This is a genomic window from Acinetobacter sp. NEB149 (assembly GCF_012516415.1).
Classification (GTDB): domain Bacteria; phylum Pseudomonadota; class Gammaproteobacteria; order Pseudomonadales; family Moraxellaceae; genus Acinetobacter; species Acinetobacter lwoffii_V.
This window is the reverse complement of record NZ_CP051210.1, coordinates 45,138-63,543: the sequence shown is the minus strand read 5'-3', so window position 1 is coordinate 63,543 and position 18,406 is coordinate 45,138. Positions and strand designations below refer to the sequence as shown.

Genomic DNA, 18,406 nt, shown 5'->3' with positions numbered 1-18,406 from the left:
GGTACAATCCTGATATGAGTAATAGCATTGTTTTCAAGACTTTCGACAAGCATAGACTCATTTATCGTTGTGTCAGTTAATAAAAGCATCAAATAAACCTTTGATATTTATAAAAATTTACTAACTTAAAAGTTAGAAATATCATTTCCTTTGTTCGTATTAAAAGTAATCTCATGATGAAATTAAATTAATAGCGAAATGTTTTTGAGAATATATTTGAACAAAAAGAATATTTTGTTTGGTTGAAATATAAACATTTAATTGTTCGATTAAAAGATATGTTTACACTTTATTACAAACAGCAAATTACTGTTTTTAATATCCGATTTACCAATAATTATTTAACTTAAGTTGATATTTTACATAAATTTTTTGATGGTGATATGCTGTGTAAAATTTTTGGGAACAGTTGTTATGATTACCACATTAAAAGAGATTGGAAGAATATTAGCCATCCTAGATGATGCTGTTTGGTTGAATAACGCCAAAAAAGAAATTCTAGATGTTTCTCTTTTTTGGAGTGTCTATCAACATGCTTTTGAACTGATCCTGACTAGCAATATTGTGCTTCCCAGTGATGAGCGAAGATTGCGTAGAATCAAGACTGTTGTGTCTAAAAACAAATTTTGGCAAGCAGATCTCAAAAAATGCAAAGAGATGTACTTATCTGGCCAGTTTACTGCTGCTGATCTCTATCACGTAATTGAAGGGTATAACGAAGAAGCTGAATATATCTTTATTGCCAACCATTTTTCTGCTTTTAAGGAAGAAGCTAATTTATCCTCTGCTGAAATTGCCAAGGTTATGAAAATAAATAAAAACAGTGTCTTATCATGGATAGGGCATAAGAGAAATATGCCAAAGCAGGCTTACAAAGATGCACAGAAAATTTTTAAAAATTTTCGTTAACGAAAAAAATCCACAAAATGTAGGCTATGAAAAAATAGCCTACATAATTTTACAAAAACACAATGTAACACTCTATTGTAATACTTTGATGCTTTTAATATAATATTTTTGAAGGGTAAATATGAGTGTTTAATTCAAACAATTATAAAAAAACACTTGTATAAATAATCGATTAACTTTTATTTTCAGTCAAAAAGGTAGCGAGAGCTACAGGAGTAATTATGGTAACTTTAGCAACAAGAAAGCATGAAGAATTGACTTCACTGACCGGTTATAGTGACGATTTGGAAGCCAAGATTCAAACTCTAAATAATGGTGATTGCCCTGTTAAAGGACTTTTCACTCTTTCCTATGAGCAGCATGTTTTCAGCATGGCTGATATTTCTGAGGACTATAAAGGTGGGCAATGGACATTAAACCAGGGGATTTGGCTACTCAATGATGATATGAGTTTTGTTGTAGGTAATCCTAATGCAATGAGGGATGAGATACTGAACACTAAATCTTTCAGTATGTTCTGTTCAATTGCTGCTCTTAATGCCCTTGCCTGGAGCTACCACAAGAAAAAATTTTCTAACTTAGCCAACTTAGCTATTTATGCCTATCATCGAGCTTATACACAGCTTGAATATGAGAACGATGCCCAGGCAGATGTTATTAGATCTTTATTGGATTGATATTTAGATTGGGCTGGCTATTTGTCAGCCCAATATGTTACTTGGAGCTAAAATGGCTAGAAAATCTATATATCCTAACGCTATCACAGCTGAACAGTGGGAAGAGTTAGAACCTTATCTGACTTCGATGTTGGATAGGACGAAAGAGTATTGCAAATTAGTTTTAGTGGATGGCATATCTGTTGCTGATGTGGCTAATAAATATTCTTTACAACGACAGGTTGTAAATAAAACCGTTTCAAAGGTTTATAGCATTTTTACTAAGAAAAATGCAGGTAAAAAAGATTGGGTAAAAGTGACGGTTTTTGTACCTAAGCAGATTGCTCAAGAAATTTTGGAAATTGAAAAACGGGAAAAAAAATTAGTAGGATTGGATAATTTAATGTAATACTCTATTGAAATATTTTAATTTTTATCTACAATTGATTTTAGGTAGCGAGAGCTATACAGAGAGAATATTATGAATCTTGACGAACCAAAAAAAAGTACAGTAGCGTTGGCTGTAGCCAATCAAAAAGGTGGCGTTGGCAAGACAGTTTTAGCAAGTAACATTGCTATTTTTGCTGAAAGTGATTATCGAGTTATTGTAATTGACTTAGATCCACAAATGAATGCTTCAAAAGTTTTTGAACGCAGAGGTTATGACCAATACTCTACTTTTGATCTTTTTCAAAGCGAGCTAGATTTTTCAGAAATGGCGTTGGATAAAAATCATGTGATTTTTAAAGCTTCACCTGATCTCTTAAATTTGCAAGATTTGGATTTGGATATATTTGCAAAAAACATTCAAAACTTAAAACTACAACACGAAAATATATTTATAGTATTTGATACACCCCCAGTTGCTGGTGCACTTCAGATTATTTCTTTGATTTGTGGTGATTATTTAATTTCACCAATAGAAATGAAAGAGTTTTCGATTGATGGTGTTTCTCAAATTATTAATACTTTTCAGAATGTTAAGGCTGAGCATAACCCAGGGCTGCAATTTTTAGGTATGGTTGCGAGCCGTGTGAAACGTGGTAGCCCTTTGCAAGTTGAGATTTTAAGTTCTCTGAAAGAAAACTATGAGAACATGCTATTTAGTTCGGAAATCTTTGAAAGACAAGTGATTGATGAAGCTGTCACTAGCGGAAAAGCAGTCTGGGAGTTGTCTAAAGCAAAAGATACGGGAAAACTAATGAAGCAGTTGCTCAGTGAGGTTTTCGGAAAAATAGAGAGTATGCAGTAATTTGTGGAGTGGTAATTATGACTAAGGAAAACAAACCATTGCAGGAAAGAAAATCAAGTACAGCACTTGGTAGCCTGAGTGGTGCTAATTTCGGGAATTTAGTCGGGAAAAAAGCATCATCTAATGCCAAAAAAGAAAATCTTCTGATCAAAATGGATTTAATTGAAGAAGACCCTTTAAACGTGCGCACTATCTTTAATGAGTTGCAACTTGAACAGCTAGCCGAGTCGATTAAAGAAAACGGTGTTCTTACTCCTATTTCAGTTCGTGATAATCCCGAAAAACCTGGCCACTACATTATTAATAATGGTGCAAGACGTTTTAGAGCTTCACAGATAGCCCAACAAGATACAATTCCTGCTTTTATTGATAATGGCCACGATGAATTGAATCAAATGATTGATAATATTCAACGTGAAGATTTATCAATTATTGAAATTGCTGAAAAAATTAAAAAGCTTTTAGCGCCTGGTGATCTAACAAAATCTGCTTTGGCTAAACGTGCAGGTAAGCCGCCAGCTTGGATTTCTAAACACCTAAATGCTCTTCAGATGCCACCACGACTCAAGCTACTTTATGATTTAGGCCAATGTAATGATTTGGAAGCGATTAACACTATTGTTAACCGTTGGGATGATCATGGTGCAGAGATTCAAAAGTGGTTAGAGACTTTTGAGGGTACAAGTAAGCTACTCACTCAGGCAGGAGTGCGTAAGTTCTTTAAATCTCTTGATGAAAAACAAGAAAAGCAGCAGAAAGAAAAAGAGCTTTCCGCTAGCCAAATTGATATTGAAGAAGAGATTCAAACTAAGATCCAGGCCGATGAAGATGATAGTCAAAATTGGTCTGCATCAACTGCTGATAGGAAAGCTGATTTTGTAGCATCTACGAAAGAGCAAGAAAGAGATTCTATTGGTACAAATGAATCTGTTAGCCCACAGTGCTTTAATGAAGATCTAAGCGTTGAAAATACACAACTTGGTGGAAGTGGTGCGCCTACATCTATTCAGGCTGTAGAAGTCGATTTTACAGGCCATAACTCAACGATTGAAAAGGCATCTAAAGTTCTATCCGTATTGAAGAATATTGATGAATTGCAGCCTATCTTGAAAGATGAAAACCGTTATATTTCTCTTAAGGTATCCTTGCTGAAAGGTACAGATGATGAAAGCCGAAAACAGCAATCTAAAGTAGTGAGTAAGTTGTTGGCTCATCTGGAAGATCTACGCAAAGAGTTTCCTACGCTTGATCTAGATATAAGCTTCTAATTTTTCGTTAACGAAAATAGGGTTGTAGAAATACAGCCCTTTTTTGTTGTTTAATGTAATCTTTTATTGTAACCCTTAATTGTTATTAATATACTGATTTTGTTGACTAAAGGTAGCGAAAGCTATGGGAAATATGAAATGAAAATGAAAGACTTAATTCTCGGTTTATTGGCAATACCTGTTTTAATTCCAATCATGATTATCGCTTCTATCCAGGATAAAAAAACTTTTGATAGAGAGCTAAAGGATCAAAAATTAAAAGCTCAAAAAAGCCATAAGGCGACAGTAATTGAGAAAATTCCAAGTTGATAACAGCCGTTTTTAAGCACATACAAAAGCTAGAAAAATGAAAAGGGATCTTTAGAAGACCCCTTTTTTTAACTCATTATGAAAATTCCTATATTAATCACTGTTAAGCAAGCTAAAAAAATACCTAGATATAACAAGGTGTTTATTTGTTTTTCATGGCTTACTTTTCCTTTTTGGAGGATTGGAGTGATAGAGTTTTTAACTTGTAGATCCAAATTAGCCACTTCTTTTTGGAGTTTTTCAATTTGCTTTTGAAAAATTTCCTTTACTTCAGATTCAATATAGCGTCCTGAATGTGTAATCAAATTTTCTGCTAGCTGTTTAGCCACAGTAATAGATTGAGTATTCACCTGTTCAATTTGCCCTACACTTTCATTAAAAGCATTCACAGCATTTTTTGCAGCATAGTCTAAACATAACTTATTGATAATGACTGCAACCAGGATTGGATCATCTTTTGAAACTAAAATATTGTGTTCTTTTGCTAAGGTCGAAACTATAAAATTTTGCAGCTCTACCAGTTCTTCACTTTTGGATTGCCCTGTTACTAGCATTCTTCACCTTTTATAAAAACTGTCTTAGTTGATCATAGATAGATTTTTGAACTGTTTTGATTCTTTGGCGTTGCATAATACTAAAATCACCTTCTGATAATATTTCACTATAGGTTTTTTTAGCTTCGAGCATTTTTTTTATGTCCTCTCCAAAAGTTTCACGTGTCCGTTGTTGTATAAGAATGACTTGCTGAATCCGATTTTCTAGCTTTTTGAATACTTTAAATTCTTTAAATTCTTTTCCATCTATCTCAATCTTTCCATTAAATTCATTAAGCCAAACAATTAGATTTACATAGTCAGGAATCTTTTCTGAGATTTGATTAAGACCATTCAATGTATCGGTGAGAGATTGTCCCCCCATAATAATTGTATGTAAATTAATATCTGCACCAGTATCTTTAAAAATTTCAAAAACATTATTCTCTATAAAATAAGAAAGCAGAGGTATGAATGAAGATGCTCCATTATCAATCACTACATCTTTTTCGGAGTTAAAAATCAACTCCATCATTTCATCAAATTTTCTAGGATTAATGTTGTCCTTTTCTAATAAGTTTACATGAGTGACATTAAGATTTTTAAAAGAAGCGAATGTTGTATTTACTGGATCTGTGTCAATGTTTAAGCTTTCTCTATCGCTATCAGAATAAAATTGTGCGATTTGGGTGGAAACGAAAGTTTTACCTACTCCCCCTTTACCCTGGGCAATAATATTGATTGTGCGAATTGTCATTAAGATTTCCTCATAATTAAATTAAATCTTTTCCATCTGTACTTGCATCATAGAAAAAATCAGGTTTTCTATTGTTGAGTTTTGCGCGATTTCTTTTGGCGTTTTCAGAAAGTTTATCATCATTTTCGGCTACATGATTTTCGTTAACGAAATTTTCATTTTTCGTACTTTCTCCTTTTTTAGATTGTTTGCTTCTAGTTTTAACTTCAATAATTCCTAAAGTTGGAATGTTTCTATGGAATGTTGCGTAGTGAATATTTTCCTTTAAGTTAGGGATCAATCTGTGTATTTCTTTAAGAGTGTATCCTTTTTTATGCAGTTGTTTAATTTCTTCGGCTGATTCAATAATAAACAATCGGGCTTGCGAACGGCCAACCATATTAGCTCCATTATATAAATAAATGCGATTAAGTACGATTTTGTGCGATTAAGTTTGATTTTGTGCGATTAAGAACGATTATATGCGATCTTTAGTAAAAACCTTGTTTTTTTACAATTTTTCATAAATTTGAGTGCGATTTTATGCGATTATGAGCGAAACAAAGTTACGTGAAATCAGGCAAGATGTGTAATGTTGACCAACATGCAAGCACGGTTGGCCCAACATTACTCCCCTCTTATTCGCTATTCAGCTCAACGGTGGCATCTTGTCCTACGGAGTAATTGGCATAGCCAAATTTTTATTTTTGGAGTTACGTCAAAAAAGGAACAGAAAAATTGATTGAGTTATTAGATAAAAAAACTAAATCTCAAAAGAGGATTAGGCAGAAATACATAAAAGTAGTTCTTACTGAAGAGGAGAAAAAACTAATTGAAGAAAATGCAAAATTGGCAAAATTGTCATCTTCGCAGTATTTGAGAGATTTAGGAATGGGATACAAACCTAAAAGTCTAGTTGATGTAATGGTGATTCAGGAAATTAGAAGCATTAAATCTGACATGAATAAAGTTGGTGGACTACTTAAATTTTTAATGTCAGGCCAAGCAGTAGATCCTAAAGAAGTTAGATCTAAAGTAAATGGACTACTTTTGGATTTCTCAAGAAACCAAAACTCATTAGATATTCTGATTTCTAAAATTAGATCGAAAATTAAATTTTAGGTTTTCATTATGATTGCAAAACGTGCAAGAAAAAGTGCGAATAGAAGTCTTAAGAGGACTTGTATGTATATTGCGGATCAAAAAAACACTCAAGATTTTGAACATTCAAAAACGGGTGGAAAAGCAGAAAACGTAAGATTTAGCAATTTGAATTCTATTACTCTTTATGAAGCTTTTTTGGAGATGGAGGAAACACAAGCATTAAATACGAGATCTAAATCTGATAAAAATTATCACTTAATTGTCTCTTTTCCAGTAGGAGAAAAACCAAGTGAGATAGTATTGCAAGACATTGAAAATAACTTAGTTGAACGAATTGGATTGGGAGAGCATCAAAGAATATCTATCGCTCATAACGACACAGATCATTTTCACTTTCATGTTTTGATCAATAAAATTCATCCGGTTACGAATAACAATGTAGAGCCTTTTTATGACAAAAAAGATCTAATGAAAGTTTGTGATGAAATGGAAGTAAAACATGGTTTGAAGAAGGTCAATCACAGAGCAAGTAAGAAAGCCCAATTAACTGAAAGTGAGATTTTTAGAAATGAGGAAAGTTTAACTCACTTCCTAAAAGAGAGAATTTCTACTATTTCTAATTCACACAATTGGGAAAAACTACATATTGAAGCTAATGCTCTGGGTGTTAAGTTGAAAAAACGTGGTGCTGGTCTTGTATTTGAAGATATGGGTTCAGGTATTACAGTCAAGGCATCATCCATAGCTAGAGAGCTATCTCTAAAAAAACTTGAATCGAAGTTTGGAACTTTTGAAGATGGAGAAAAAATCTATGAACGAAGAGAATCAAATAACAGTGAACGAGATCCAGGAAGAGGAAGAAATAACTCAGGAGGAAATGCTTCAGCTAATGGCGCAGGAGCAACAAGTAGAGTCTTTATTGAACAGCTCAAGCGGTTATATCAGTCCTACGATAGCGAATCTTCCGACTTCTTCAAGACCGAATCCATCAACGATCTGCGAAAGTTGTCCAGCATCATTATGGATGGTTACACCGAAAAATCTAACGTGCTTTTGCCAGTTGATGAGGTTGAAAACGTACACGAGCGAAGAGCCAGCAATGATCCTAAAAGAGTGCGATGGGGTAGAAAAGGCTTATCAAATGATGGATCAGTAAAAGGGTACGATAAAGATCGTTTTATTCAGTCTAGTACTCTTTATGCTCAGTATAAAAAGGAAATTCATCATTTCTATACTTCAAGGAAAAAGTTGTCTATTCAGCATAAAAATGAGCAGCAGCGTTTTAAGTTTACAATGAAGAATTGGCTTGAATCAGAAAAAAAAGCAATCAAGATGAAAGGAGGTTCTTTTAAAGATCGAAAAATAAAGTATCAAACACTTTCTTTGAAAGCTAAATCTATGCGTGAGCAATTTTACGCAAGGCAAGCTAAAGAACGTGCAGATCTACCGAATAAGCCAAGTTGGAATGAATATTTAAAATCGAGTGTACTAGCTAATAATGAGTATTCAGAAGTGGCCCTAAAGACTTTGAGGAGTCAGAATAAAAAGCTGATTTCAGCAATGGAATTAGAGTTTTCCAATAAAGAGTCAATACTTCACAACTTTGATTCTAAAGTTCGGTTGAATGGAACAATTGCTTATAATTTATCAAATAGGCCAGTTGTATTAGATCGAGCTAAAGATTTAAAGGTTGAGCTACTGGATGAAAAAAGCGTTTTATTAGCTCTAATGGTTGCTACACAAAAATTTAATGATAGGCCCTTAACTATCAATGGATCTGAAGAATTTAAAAAATTGGTGGTTAAAGTTATCAATGAAAACGGTCTGAATGTTTCTTTGAGTGATAAGCAGTTAAGCAGCCAATTAATAAACCGTAAACCTGAAGTAATTTCCGCTAAAGACGATGCACAAAATACGAAAACTAATAAGAGGTAACTTAAAGTGAAAGACTATGATGCAGTCAATAAAAGAATGCCTAGATGGGCTGTTTTTACTATTGGCTTCACAATTTTAATTTTATTGTTAGTTGCATTATCTTCATGGGCCACTCAAGAAATGGCAAAAATTTTTGGCTATCACAGGCAGTTAGGCGATCCGTTATTTGGTCGTTTTTATAACCCTTTCAAATTTTTGCAATGGTATATGCAGTATCAAGTGCCTACAGGTCAGGGTCTTAGACCTTTATTAGATAAAGTTGTAATTAAGGTGCTGCTACTGGAAGGGCTTGCATTCCTTGTCGTTGTTATTTCATGTGGTTTTATTACTAATTCACGAAGAAGAAATGAGAATATTCATGGTTCTGCTAAATGGGCTGAAGAGTCAGAATTACAGCAGATGGGGCTTGCACCGCCAAAAGGTAAAAAAGGTGAGGGTGTAATTGTTGGTGGATTTAGAAATAAAAATGGTCAATTGCAATATCTTAAACATGATGGGCCTGAGCATGTGATCGGGATCGCTCCAACACGAAGCGGTAAAGGGGTGGGCTTGGTTGTTCCTACTTTATTATCATGGAAGCACTCAGCAATTATTAGTGATATGAAAGGCGAATTATGGCTGATGACTTCAGGGTGGCGTAGTAAATATGCAAATAACGTTTGTATTAAATTTGACCCTGCTGCCACAGAGGGGAGTGCATCTTTTAATCCATTAGGTGAGATCCGCTTAGGCACTAAATATGAAATTAGTGATACCCAAAACCTTGTCACAATCTTGGTTGATCCAGAGGGCAAAGGTTTAGAGGATCACTGGTCTAAAACCGCACATTCTTTATTAACTGCAATGGTTTTATATACTTTGCACTATATTAGAGAAAAAACTTTGGTTGTTGAAAATAACGTTGAGAAGTATCGAGTCGCTAGTTTAGGGGATGTAGCACACACTCTTTCAAACCCAGACCAACCACTTGATGATCTTTGGAATGCTATGCTGTTACAAAAATACGGTAGGGATCGGAATAATGAACCTTGTACACATCCTGTCATAGCCGCAGTAGCCAAGGATATGCAGAATACGCCTGAAGATGAACGAGGATCGACAATTTCTACCGCACGTTCATTCTTAACGCTATATCGTGATCCTATTGTAGAAATGAACACGAGTGAAACAGATTTTACTGTGAGTGATTTGATGGATTATGAAAAGCCTGTATCTTTATATTTGGTTGTTCGTCCAGGAGACAAAGATCGTTTAAAACCCTTAATACGTTTGATGCTTACTTTGATCTTGCGTGTCTTGGTTAAAGATGGGATGGAGTTGGATGAGAGTGGTTCTGCTAAAGCCGCACATAAACACCGTTTATTAATGATGCTGGATGAGTTTCCAGGCTTTGGTCGCTTAAAAGTATTTGAAGATACTCTACCTTATATTGCTGGATATGGAATAAAAGCTTATTTAATCGCTCAAGATATTGAACAATTAAGGGCGAGTGATGCTTATGGAAGAGAAGAGACTATTTCAGCAAACTGCCATGTACGTGTTGTTTACGCACCCAATAAAATCGAAACAGCTGAGTGGATCTCTAAATTATCAGGGACAAAGACTGGCCATGAAGAGCAAATTTCAACAAGTGGCGCACGTTTTGGGGCTGTCACAGGTCATGTTAATAAATCCATACATGCCTTTGCCAGACCACTTCTAACACCTGATGAAGCTTTACGACTTAAAGCACCTAAAAAAGTACTGATGGTAAGAAGATTGTGGAGTCAGGAGATATGCTGGTTTTCGTAGCTGGTAATAATCCAGTTTACGGTGAGCAAAGCTTATTTTTTATGGATAAAGTTTTTGTTGATCGTTCAAAAGTAAAAGCACCCGAAGAAACGCAAACTGTTAGAAAGCGTCTAATCATTGATTCAGAAATTAGAGGTGAGCAATCGTATGTTAAAGATTTTTCTTTAGGCAATAAGTTGACGCGCCAAAAAACAGAACAAGGCTTGCAATTCTAATGAAATTAACGAAAAGCAAATTTCAAAGAAACATTCTTATTGGAGCAACATTTTTTCTTATTGCTGCGATGGCACTTTTTATGAGCCGCATCTTGATTTTTAATTTAACGGAAAGCTTGCCATTTGGTCTTTGGAATCGAACAGTACTGAATATAGAACGTGGAGGAGTTGTTGGTTTTTGTCCTACGTTGCCTGATCAGTTGAAAAAAGAATACTTGCTGGAAGCTAGTGAAAATGGATTTGTGCGTATTTGTGATGAAAATGTGCAAATGATGATGAAGCCAATTGTAGCTGTTCCAGGTGATAAGGTTGAAATTAAGGACAATAAAATTTTCGTTAACGAAAAATTTTTAGTATCTCGTTTAGAAAAAGATGGTTACGGCAAACCAATAGAATCTGTGAAACCTGGTGTCTATACTGTTGCCAAGGGGGAATATTGGTTAATCTCAACTTATAGCAAGTCCAGTTTCGATAGCCGTTATTTTGGTGCAGTAAAAGCAGAGAAGATTAAATATTCTCTTGAGCCGCTGCTAGTCAATAAATCTAAAAAATTTTGTTGGAATAGCCAACAATATAAATGCTTATAGGTGAACTATGGTTAAAAACCGCAGTAAGTTTAATGCTGGGAAAAAGAGTGCATTCCATTTTTTAAAGATCCCTATCTTTACCGCGATTGTAGGAGTTTTTTCAGTTGGTAGTTATGCTGTACCGTATGAAGATTTAATTCATAAGCATTCTTTAGCCAACGGTATTGATCCTAATTTAACAATTGCCGTCATTACTAGGGAAAGTGGTTTTAAGCCTAATGCTCGATCATCAAAAAATGCCCAAGGTCTAATGCAAGTGATTCCAAGCACAGCTAGGTTCATGGGAGTTAATCCTAATAGTCTTTATGATCCTGAGCAAAACATCATCGCTGGTACGAAATATTTAGCGTATTTAAGCAAAATGTTTAATGGTGATATTGCAAAAATATTAGCTGGATATAACGCAGGGCATGGGGCTGTTCTGAAATATAACGGTATCCCTCCTTATCGTGAAACTCAAAATTATGTGCGTTATGTTTCTAGTCGATATTTGTCTTTGAGTAATGGATTTTTAGGGCGAGGATCTTCTGAACATGGCTATCAGCCAGCAAGTTATAACTATCAAGTTAATAATGTCGTGCAACAGAACCCGATGCCAAAAATGAGTGATACACAACAACAGTTGTATAGCTCACTGAATAATACGACCACTATTTTTGTTCGTAATTACTAACCAGGAGAATGAGAAATGCAAAATAGACCAAAAGATGAAAACAAGATCGAGAATCTGAATGATGTGAAAGTCGAGGTAGTAACTGATGATCTGTCATTGCTTGGTGTACCTGGCGTGATGGTTGAAGTTGATCCTGAAACAGCTGAGTCTTTAGGGGCCTCATATACGCCTGATGATGAACTTGAAATCATGTTCAAAGAGGGAGATTAAGGATGAAAAAGGAATATGTTCAAGATATTGCAGAACGATTAATCGAACAAATTAAGTCAAATACTGCACCCTGGCAAAAACCTTGGCAGGGAGGGAAAACAAGTGAGGTTCTTCCAATCAACTTGAATACTGGAAAGCCTTATAGAGGGATGAATTTAGTTAATTTAATGTCTGTAGCTGAAGCAAAAGGATTCTCAGATAATCGTTGGATCACTTATAAAGGTGCTGAAAAGTTAGGTGCACAAGTTAGGAAAGGTGAAAAATCTACATCGGTACACTACTGGAAATTCACCGAAGAAGTTGCTTTGAAAGATGAAGATGGAAACCCAGTTTTAGATAAAGAGGGCAAGCAAGTAACCGTTCATGTGAAATTGGATAAACCACGAGTTTTCTTTGCGAATGTATTTAATGCTGAACAGATAGATGGTTTACCGCCAAAAGAACAGACAATTAGGCCGTTAGAGGAATGGGAGCGGCATAAAAGAGCTGAAGAGATCCTAGAAGCTTCAGGCGTAAAACTTAGACATAAAGCTGGTGATGCTGCATTTTACAGACCAAGCACAGATGAAATTACTTTACCGCTTAAAGAACAATTCCCGACAGCAGATAATTACTATGCAACAGCCTTGCATGAGCTTGGTCATGCTACAGGTCATCCAACGAGATTAAATCGAGATCTTAGTGGAGGATTTGGAAGTGAAAATTACGCAAAAGAAGAACTAAGAGCTGAAATGGCTTCATTGTTTATAGGCCAGGAATTGCAAATAGGCCATGATCCAGGTCAGCATATTGCCTACCTGAAAAGCTGGGTGAAGGTTTTGGAAGATGATCCAAAAGAAATATTTAGGGCAGCCAGGGACGCTGATTTAATTAGTTCCTATCTTCTGGATCTATCCCAAGAACAAAAAATTGATAATACGCAAACCACTGATCAAGATACTGAGGAAATCAAACAAATCTTTTTAATGCGCCAACAAAATCAAGAATTAGATCAGTCAGTGAAAGCGTTAAATAAAATTGGTAAAAAATCTGGTTTTTCTTTGGCGTTACAACCAAGTGAAGAAAGCTTAAAAGTATGCTTTGTAAAAAATAGTGGGATGATTCAACCGCATGTCCATGTTCACAAAGATGGTGGAATTGGACTCGTTGGTGGCATTTCTTCATCAATGGTTATGTTGAGTAGATCTGAAGCTATACTAGCTGTAACGAGTGCGATTAATCCATTTCGTGACGCAATTACTATTACGGATGATGCTAAAAAGTTTATTGAAAAAGTTCAGAATATGGAAGAAAAGCTACAAGATAATAGTTTCTCTACAAATTTCACTTATTTGAAAAATCAACTTAATCAACAATTTTCTGAAAGTAGCATCTCAGCACTAATTGAGCTGAAAAAATAGGTGATCAAGAAAGCTTACGGGTATCTTATGTTGGTAAAAACAATGAATTACACCATTATTCAAGTAGCCTTAATGAAAAGGGTTTTTTAAGTATTGCTTATAATGGGGTTAATGTACCTAGTTCAAATACGGGGGCAGTTGATAAGCATTTGGCTGATATTACTCAAGCTAGCTTGGCTTACAATGATTTGTCGATGATAGCTGATCATGAAGTAATGTCACGAGTGAAAGCATATAAAGCTAATGCTTTAGGTGATTCACCTCAAACAACCTGGGAGCATCTAAAAAAGGTAGCTCAAGAGAATGGGTTGTTTGCTCGTATATCAGATAACATACTTCCACAAAATTTAAGTGATGAAGAACGAGAGCAGCAACCAAAATTTATTATTAATTATGCTGATCAAGAGCAAATTAATATGGATGTCAATACGCTAGTTTTTGCCAATGGTAAGGCGGTAACTCTTCAAAAAAATGAAGAGTACGAAGCAATACAAGTGACTAGCGATCCCATGACTCAAGCAAAAAACTTACTAACTCTTGTTGATTCGGAGTTAAGAATGAATATTAAAAGTACCCATACAGAAAAAACGTATATTGATGTTGGCTTTGGTGACAAGGAAGAAGCTAAACAGTTGGGAGCCAGATGGGACAGCAAAGTAAAGGCTTGGTACGTGCCTGCTGGAATGGATATGAAACCTTTTGAAAAATGGAAAGTTATCAATCCAGAAGAGCAGCAAAAAGACCAAACTAACACTATCAGTAAACGAAATTTTATCAATGTTCCAATAGAAGAAAAAGACGAAGCTAAACAACTTGGAGCAAAATGGGATCGTGTTCAAAAGTCTTGGTATATTCCTGCTGGAATAGACAGCAAACCTTTTGAGAAATGGATGGAGCAAGAAGTTCAACAATCGCCAATTCCAGCTCAGATTGATTTAGATAACGTTGTTCCAGGAATGAAAGACCATCTCAAAGATATGGAACAACAAGAGGAAATTATAGAGAAGACCGAGAAAACTTATCTTGCTATTCCTTTTTCAGAAAAGGAAGAAGCTAAACAGCTTGGAGCTAAGTTTGATGCTGATGCTAAGTCTTGGTATGTGCCTATCAACGTGAATATAGAACCATTTGAAAAGTGGCTTCCACACAATCAAAATCATGTCGATTTACCTGATACATCAAAAAGTATTCGCCCTGAAGATGAATTCAAAGCAGCTCTAATGCAAGCTGGCTTAATGGTGCAGGGTGATCCTATTATGGATGGGAAAATGCACCGTGTTCCCGTTGAAGGCGATAGGAAAGGGCAGATCAGTGGGGCTTATAAAGGTTTTGTTGATGGTCGCCCAGCAGGTTATATCCGAAATTTTAAAACGGGCTTAGAAGAAAAATGGAAATCTAATAGTGTCTCATTTAATGTTGTTGATACCGCAAGAATGCGAGCAGAAGCGGCACAAAATCGCGCCAATAATGAGAAAAGGCTAGAGCTGCTTTATGAACGAACAGCCGAGCAAGCTCAGATGGTTTATGAAGTTGCTGAAGTTGCAGAACAGCATCCATATTTAGAAAAAAAAGGTATTAATAGTAATCAAGTTATTAAAATTGTACCTGATCCTGAAGTCCTACCGCATGGTTGTGAAATTAAAATTGCTAAAACCTGGCAAGAAGCTAAACAGTGGCGTGATGAAAATAAGCAAAAAGGAATTAATGAAACCATTCTTACTAAAGGAGATCTTTTAGTACCAGGATACAATGCTGATGGAAAGCTAATGATGCTTCAAACCATTAACGGTAATGGGTTTAAGGGGTATATTAAAGACGCTAAAAAGAGTGGGAGTTTTGCTATTTTTGGCGAGATCCAAAATGGAAAACCTTTCCTAATTGCAGAGGGGGTCGCAACTGCTGTCACATTGTATGAGCAGACTAAACAACCAGTAATTGCAGCTTTTGATAGTGGAAATCTTTTAAATGTGGCAAGAGAATTACGGGAAAAATATCAAGAAAGTAGGATCTATTTCGCTTCGGATAACGATCATACTGTTGAAGCTAAAAATCGTGAAATGGGTAAAAATGGCATATTAAACCCTGGTGTAGAATATGCCTTACAAGCTGCTAATGAGATACAAGGTTTTGTACTCACTCCGAAATTTGCAAAAGATGATCCTGGAACCGATTGGAACGATTTATTTAAAAATCAGGGTAAGGAAGAGTTTCATGAGCAAATGAGATCTGAATTATCTAAAGCGAAAGCTTTAGAACAAAGTGCTAAAGTTGTCGAAAGTAAGCTGGCACACCAGAATGAAATCACCAAAAGGATAGAAGATCAGAAGGTGTTTGAGCGGAAACTGGAACAAAGAGAGTCCTTTAAATTGAAGCGTTAAAAAAATCCCTCCGATTTGGAGGGATTTTCTATTTTAAAAGCCAAGATACAAAATGAAAAGAACATATAATGAATTTTGATGTGTTTTAAATAATTAATTTATATAATTTTTCACTTGAAATAATAGCTATAGTCCTCATAACAACTAATAACCAAAATTTCGAGAAAAATTACTATGTATTACAAATGGAATAAATCACGGGCAGAAGATCATATTGATAGTCTGTGTGATGCTGTTGAAGAAGTTACAATTAAAGAATATACCCGTGATAAAAATTTATCGAGTATAAAAGTTAACGAAGCGTACTCAATGAATGCAGTACATCTGTATGTAGATATCCTTAATTTAGAGCGTATCTTGACGACAGAAAATGGAACTGAATCACCCACAACACATAAACGGGCTATACGTTTCTTTGATTCGCATGTGCGTGCTATAAAATATATATTAGACCGAACAGATAGCATTTTTGTTGATTTTCATAATCAAAGATTACATGCTGTAATTGCTAAACCATATGGTGACGAATCTGAAAAGGATCGCGTTAATAAGGCGATAGCAATAGCAGATTTAATCATAGAATCTGTGAAACAGAAGCGTGAAGTAGATGGAGATGAGGCAATTGAAGCAGCGGATATTCGTATTGGAATTGATACAGGTTTAGCCCTTGCCGTTAATAATGGTCGTAGAAGTAACCGTGAACCTTTATTTCTAGGTGACCCAGCCAATCATGCTGCAAAACATGCATTTGGAAATGATCTTGGTATATATTTAACTAATAATGCTCGAGATGTTATTGGCTTAAGCTTAGATAAGACTAAAGATACTAAAAAAGTAAAATTGAAGTCTGATGAAATCGAAACTTCTAAGACCGCAGCAGATTTAGATTTGACATGTGAAGATGTCATGAATGAGTTGAAAAATAATGATAAAAAGTTAAATGATTTTAGTTTTAGCCGAACTACCCCACCTTTAAAAGATTTGGATTTTGATGATTTGTACTATAAATCAGCCAAGCGTCAGGAAATAGTATCAATTTATGCTGATATTGATGGATTTACAAAATTTGTAAGTGCGAATATTTGTTCAGATGATGGTAAAAAAAATATTGTTAGAGCTCTACACGTTTTACGATCTGAAATGGATGCGACACTAAGCAATGATTATAAAGGGCGTCGTGTCCGTTTTATTGGAGATTGTTTACATGGATTGATTTGTGAAGGATCACATATTCAGACTGATGAAAATAAGTCGGTAGATGTTGCTACAGAGGCCGTTGCTGGTGTCAGAAGTAGTTTCAATATGTCCTTGAATAAGTTGCATGATAATTTTGCAATAGATGGTATTAAGGATTTAGGACTAGCAATCGGATATGAGATAGGTGATGTATCGTTAACACGAGTTGGTAAACGAAATGACACCTCACGTTATGCAATTGGAATATCTACAATTGAATCAGAGGATGCTCAAAAAGTTTGCAAAGGTAATGCAACTAAAATTGGTACAGTTGCTTATGAAAATTTGAGTGATAAATACAAGGGTTTATTTTCAAGTCAAATCGCTGTTGATTTAACGTATGATTCAATTAAGTCTGCTGATCAAGCGGTTGAAAACGGAAAAGATGATACAGTCAAAAAAAGTAGCTTGTATGAATCAGCGCCTCATGTAAATACTGACTTCAAAGCACATGCCAAATTTAAATGATTTAATTGCCTATTTGGATAAAAGGAAAATTTCTGTTCAAAACATAGATGAAAACACGGTTAGTTTTGATTTGAAATTTTACACTGATGCTGGTGATGTCCGTACAGAAAAACTTGAAGTACATGCTGTAAATGATGTGCTTCAGGTAAAAGCAGCCAATGAGCGTTATCCTAACTTATGCCCCAATAGACATATAAATTTTGGGGGATTTTTTTGTTTAGGTTTAAAGGAAGATCTGGACAATTTATCGATAAATGAATGGGTAAGGACAGTACAACTTTTTTTAGAAGCACAGTATAAATGCGAAATTAATGGTGTATGGCCACGCGATGATTTTAAGGAATGGGCGCATGGGGATGGTGCAACTTACCAAAAATAGTTGAGCAATATTTTGATCAATTTAAGAAAAACCGCTTAGGTTTAACTTTAGAGCAATTAAATGTTGTTGAATCCAAATATTCAGGTCTTGATAAGGGAAAAATCTATCATGTTTATGCTAATGGAGAACTAATTTTAGTTGGTAATGAGGAAAAGGTTTTTAATAAACGTCATACTTGCATCTGTGATAAGCATGGCCAGAAGAAACATAAAAGTATTGGGAAATGCTCTAACAAGTGTTCACAAGTAGTTTTTATGGTAGCCATTAATGACTACTTATTAAATAAAGCTGAAAAAGAATTTTGGGACAGTTTTGGCAAAAGAAACTGTTGTAACACAATGAAGAAATGTAATTTTAAATAAAAGAA

21 protein-coding genes are annotated in these 18,406 nt (G+C 35.1%); 18 read left to right on the top strand and 3 right to left on the bottom strand.

The features are described 5' to 3' along the window. The first annotated feature begins 414 nt into the window (after positions 1–414). The 6 genes from HGD77_RS16690 (at position 415) to HGD77_RS16665 (ending at position 4,394) form a co-directional block, all read left to right on the top strand. Positions 415–909 (top strand): hypothetical protein, encoded by a 495-nt coding sequence (locus HGD77_RS16690; protein WP_168731022.1) that lies wholly within the window; start codon positions 415–417, stop codon positions 907–909. Between the two features lie 221 nt (positions 910–1,130). Continuing rightward, positions 1,131–1,586 carry a hypothetical protein gene (locus HGD77_RS16685; RefSeq protein WP_168731070.1) on the top strand — a complete coding sequence of 152 codons (456 nt, stop codon included), beginning with the start codon at positions 1,131–1,133 and terminating at the stop codon, positions 1,584–1,586. Positions 1,587–1,638: 52 nt separating this feature from the next. After that, the gene (locus HGD77_RS16680; RefSeq protein ID WP_168731069.1) at positions 1,639–1,974 is read left to right on the top strand and encodes a TrfB-related DNA-binding protein; all 336 of its coding nucleotides are present in this window, start codon (positions 1,639–1,641) and stop codon (positions 1,972–1,974) included. A gap of 72 nt (positions 1,975–2,046) precedes the next feature. Further along, positions 2,047–2,817, top strand: coding sequence for a ParA family protein (locus HGD77_RS16675; RefSeq protein WP_168731068.1), 771 nt, complete (start codon positions 2,047–2,049; stop codon positions 2,815–2,817). A gap of 17 nt (positions 2,818–2,834) precedes the next feature. Beyond that, on the top strand, positions 2,835–4,085 hold the full coding sequence (locus tag HGD77_RS16670) for a ParB/RepB/Spo0J family partition protein (protein ID WP_168731067.1): 1,251 nt from the start codon (positions 2,835–2,837) through the stop codon (positions 4,083–4,085). A gap of 138 nt (positions 4,086–4,223) precedes the next feature. Then, on the top strand, positions 4,224–4,394 hold the full coding sequence (locus HGD77_RS16665; protein WP_168731066.1) for a hypothetical protein: 171 nt from the start codon (positions 4,224–4,226) through the stop codon (positions 4,392–4,394). Positions 4,395–4,462: 68 nt separating this feature from the next. Here the strand turns inward: HGD77_RS16665 and HGD77_RS16660 are convergent, their stop codons facing one another. The 3 genes from HGD77_RS16660 to HGD77_RS16650 are packed head-to-tail and all read right to left on the bottom strand — an operon-like array spanning position 4,463 to position 6,063. Next, positions 4,463–4,948, bottom strand: coding sequence for a hypothetical protein (locus HGD77_RS16660; protein WP_168731065.1), 486 nt, complete (start codon positions 4,946–4,948; stop codon positions 4,463–4,465). A 10-nt stretch (positions 4,949–4,958) separates the two neighbouring features. Beyond that, entirely contained in the window at positions 4,959–5,684 is a 726-nt protein-coding gene (locus HGD77_RS16655; RefSeq protein WP_168731064.1) for an ArsA-related P-loop ATPase, read from the bottom strand. Positions 5,685–5,700: 16 nt separating this feature from the next. Then, positions 5,701–6,063 (bottom strand): hypothetical protein, encoded by a 363-nt coding sequence (locus HGD77_RS16650; RefSeq protein ID WP_168731063.1) that lies wholly within the window; start codon positions 6,061–6,063, stop codon positions 5,701–5,703. Between the two features lie 338 nt (positions 6,064–6,401). Between HGD77_RS16650 and HGD77_RS16645 the strand changes: the two genes are divergently transcribed. The 12 genes from HGD77_RS16645 to HGD77_RS16590 all read left to right on the top strand — a co-directional run bounded on the left by HGD77_RS16645 (position 6,402) and on the right by HGD77_RS16590 (position 18,401). Continuing rightward, positions 6,402–6,785, top strand: coding sequence for a plasmid mobilization protein (locus tag HGD77_RS16645; protein WP_228761484.1), 384 nt, complete (start codon positions 6,402–6,404; stop codon positions 6,783–6,785). Positions 6,786–6,794: 9 nt separating this feature from the next. After that, positions 6,795–8,702 (top strand): TraI/MobA(P) family conjugative relaxase, encoded by a 1,908-nt coding sequence (traI, locus tag HGD77_RS16640; protein WP_168731062.1) that lies wholly within the window; start codon positions 6,795–6,797, stop codon positions 8,700–8,702. Positions 8,703–8,708: 6 nt separating this feature from the next. Then, entirely contained in the window at positions 8,709–10,493 is a 1,785-nt protein-coding gene (locus HGD77_RS16635; protein ID WP_168731061.1) for a type IV secretory system conjugative DNA transfer family protein, read from the top strand. Further along, complete coding sequence (locus HGD77_RS16630; protein WP_168731060.1) at positions 10,478–10,708, top strand: hypothetical protein; 231 nt, start codon at positions 10,478–10,480, stop codon at positions 10,706–10,708. The genes HGD77_RS16635 and HGD77_RS16630 overlap by 16 nt, the downstream gene beginning before the upstream one ends. Further along, positions 10,708–11,295 carry a signal peptidase I gene (gene lepB, locus HGD77_RS16625; RefSeq protein WP_168731059.1) on the top strand — a complete coding sequence of 196 codons (588 nt, stop codon included), beginning with the start codon at positions 10,708–10,710 and terminating at the stop codon, positions 11,293–11,295. Before HGD77_RS16630 ends, lepB begins: the two co-directional genes overlap by 1 nt. 7 nt (positions 11,296–11,302) lie before the next feature. Continuing rightward, entirely contained in the window at positions 11,303–11,968 is a 666-nt protein-coding gene (locus tag HGD77_RS16620) for a lytic transglycosylase domain-containing protein (protein ID WP_168731058.1), read from the top strand. Between the two features lie 15 nt (positions 11,969–11,983). Next, entirely contained in the window at positions 11,984–12,178 is a 195-nt protein-coding gene (locus HGD77_RS16615; RefSeq protein ID WP_168731057.1) for a hypothetical protein, read from the top strand. Between the two features lie 2 nt (positions 12,179–12,180). Beyond that, a complete protein-coding gene (locus HGD77_RS17310; protein WP_168731056.1) occupies positions 12,181–13,578 on the top strand; it encodes a zincin-like metallopeptidase domain-containing protein in 1,398 nt (465 codons plus the stop codon). A 149-nt stretch (positions 13,579–13,727) separates the two neighbouring features. After that, entirely contained in the window at positions 13,728–15,956 is a 2,229-nt protein-coding gene (locus HGD77_RS16605; RefSeq protein WP_168731055.1) for a DUF5710 domain-containing protein, read from the top strand. A gap of 174 nt (positions 15,957–16,130) precedes the next feature. Then, the gene (locus tag HGD77_RS16600; RefSeq protein ID WP_168731054.1) at positions 16,131–17,660 is read left to right on the top strand and encodes an adenylate/guanylate cyclase domain-containing protein; all 1,530 of its coding nucleotides are present in this window, start codon (positions 16,131–16,133) and stop codon (positions 17,658–17,660) included. After that, complete coding sequence (locus tag HGD77_RS16595) at positions 17,644–18,039, top strand: E2 domain-containing protein (RefSeq protein WP_168731053.1); 396 nt, start codon at positions 17,644–17,646, stop codon at positions 18,037–18,039. Before HGD77_RS16600 ends, HGD77_RS16595 begins: the two co-directional genes overlap by 17 nt. After that, the gene (locus HGD77_RS16590; RefSeq protein WP_168731052.1) at positions 18,003–18,401 is read left to right on the top strand and encodes an E2 domain-associated cysteine-rich protein; all 399 of its coding nucleotides are present in this window, start codon (positions 18,003–18,005) and stop codon (positions 18,399–18,401) included. The genes HGD77_RS16595 and HGD77_RS16590 overlap by 37 nt, the downstream gene beginning before the upstream one ends. Positions 18,402–18,406: the final 5 nt, after the last annotated feature.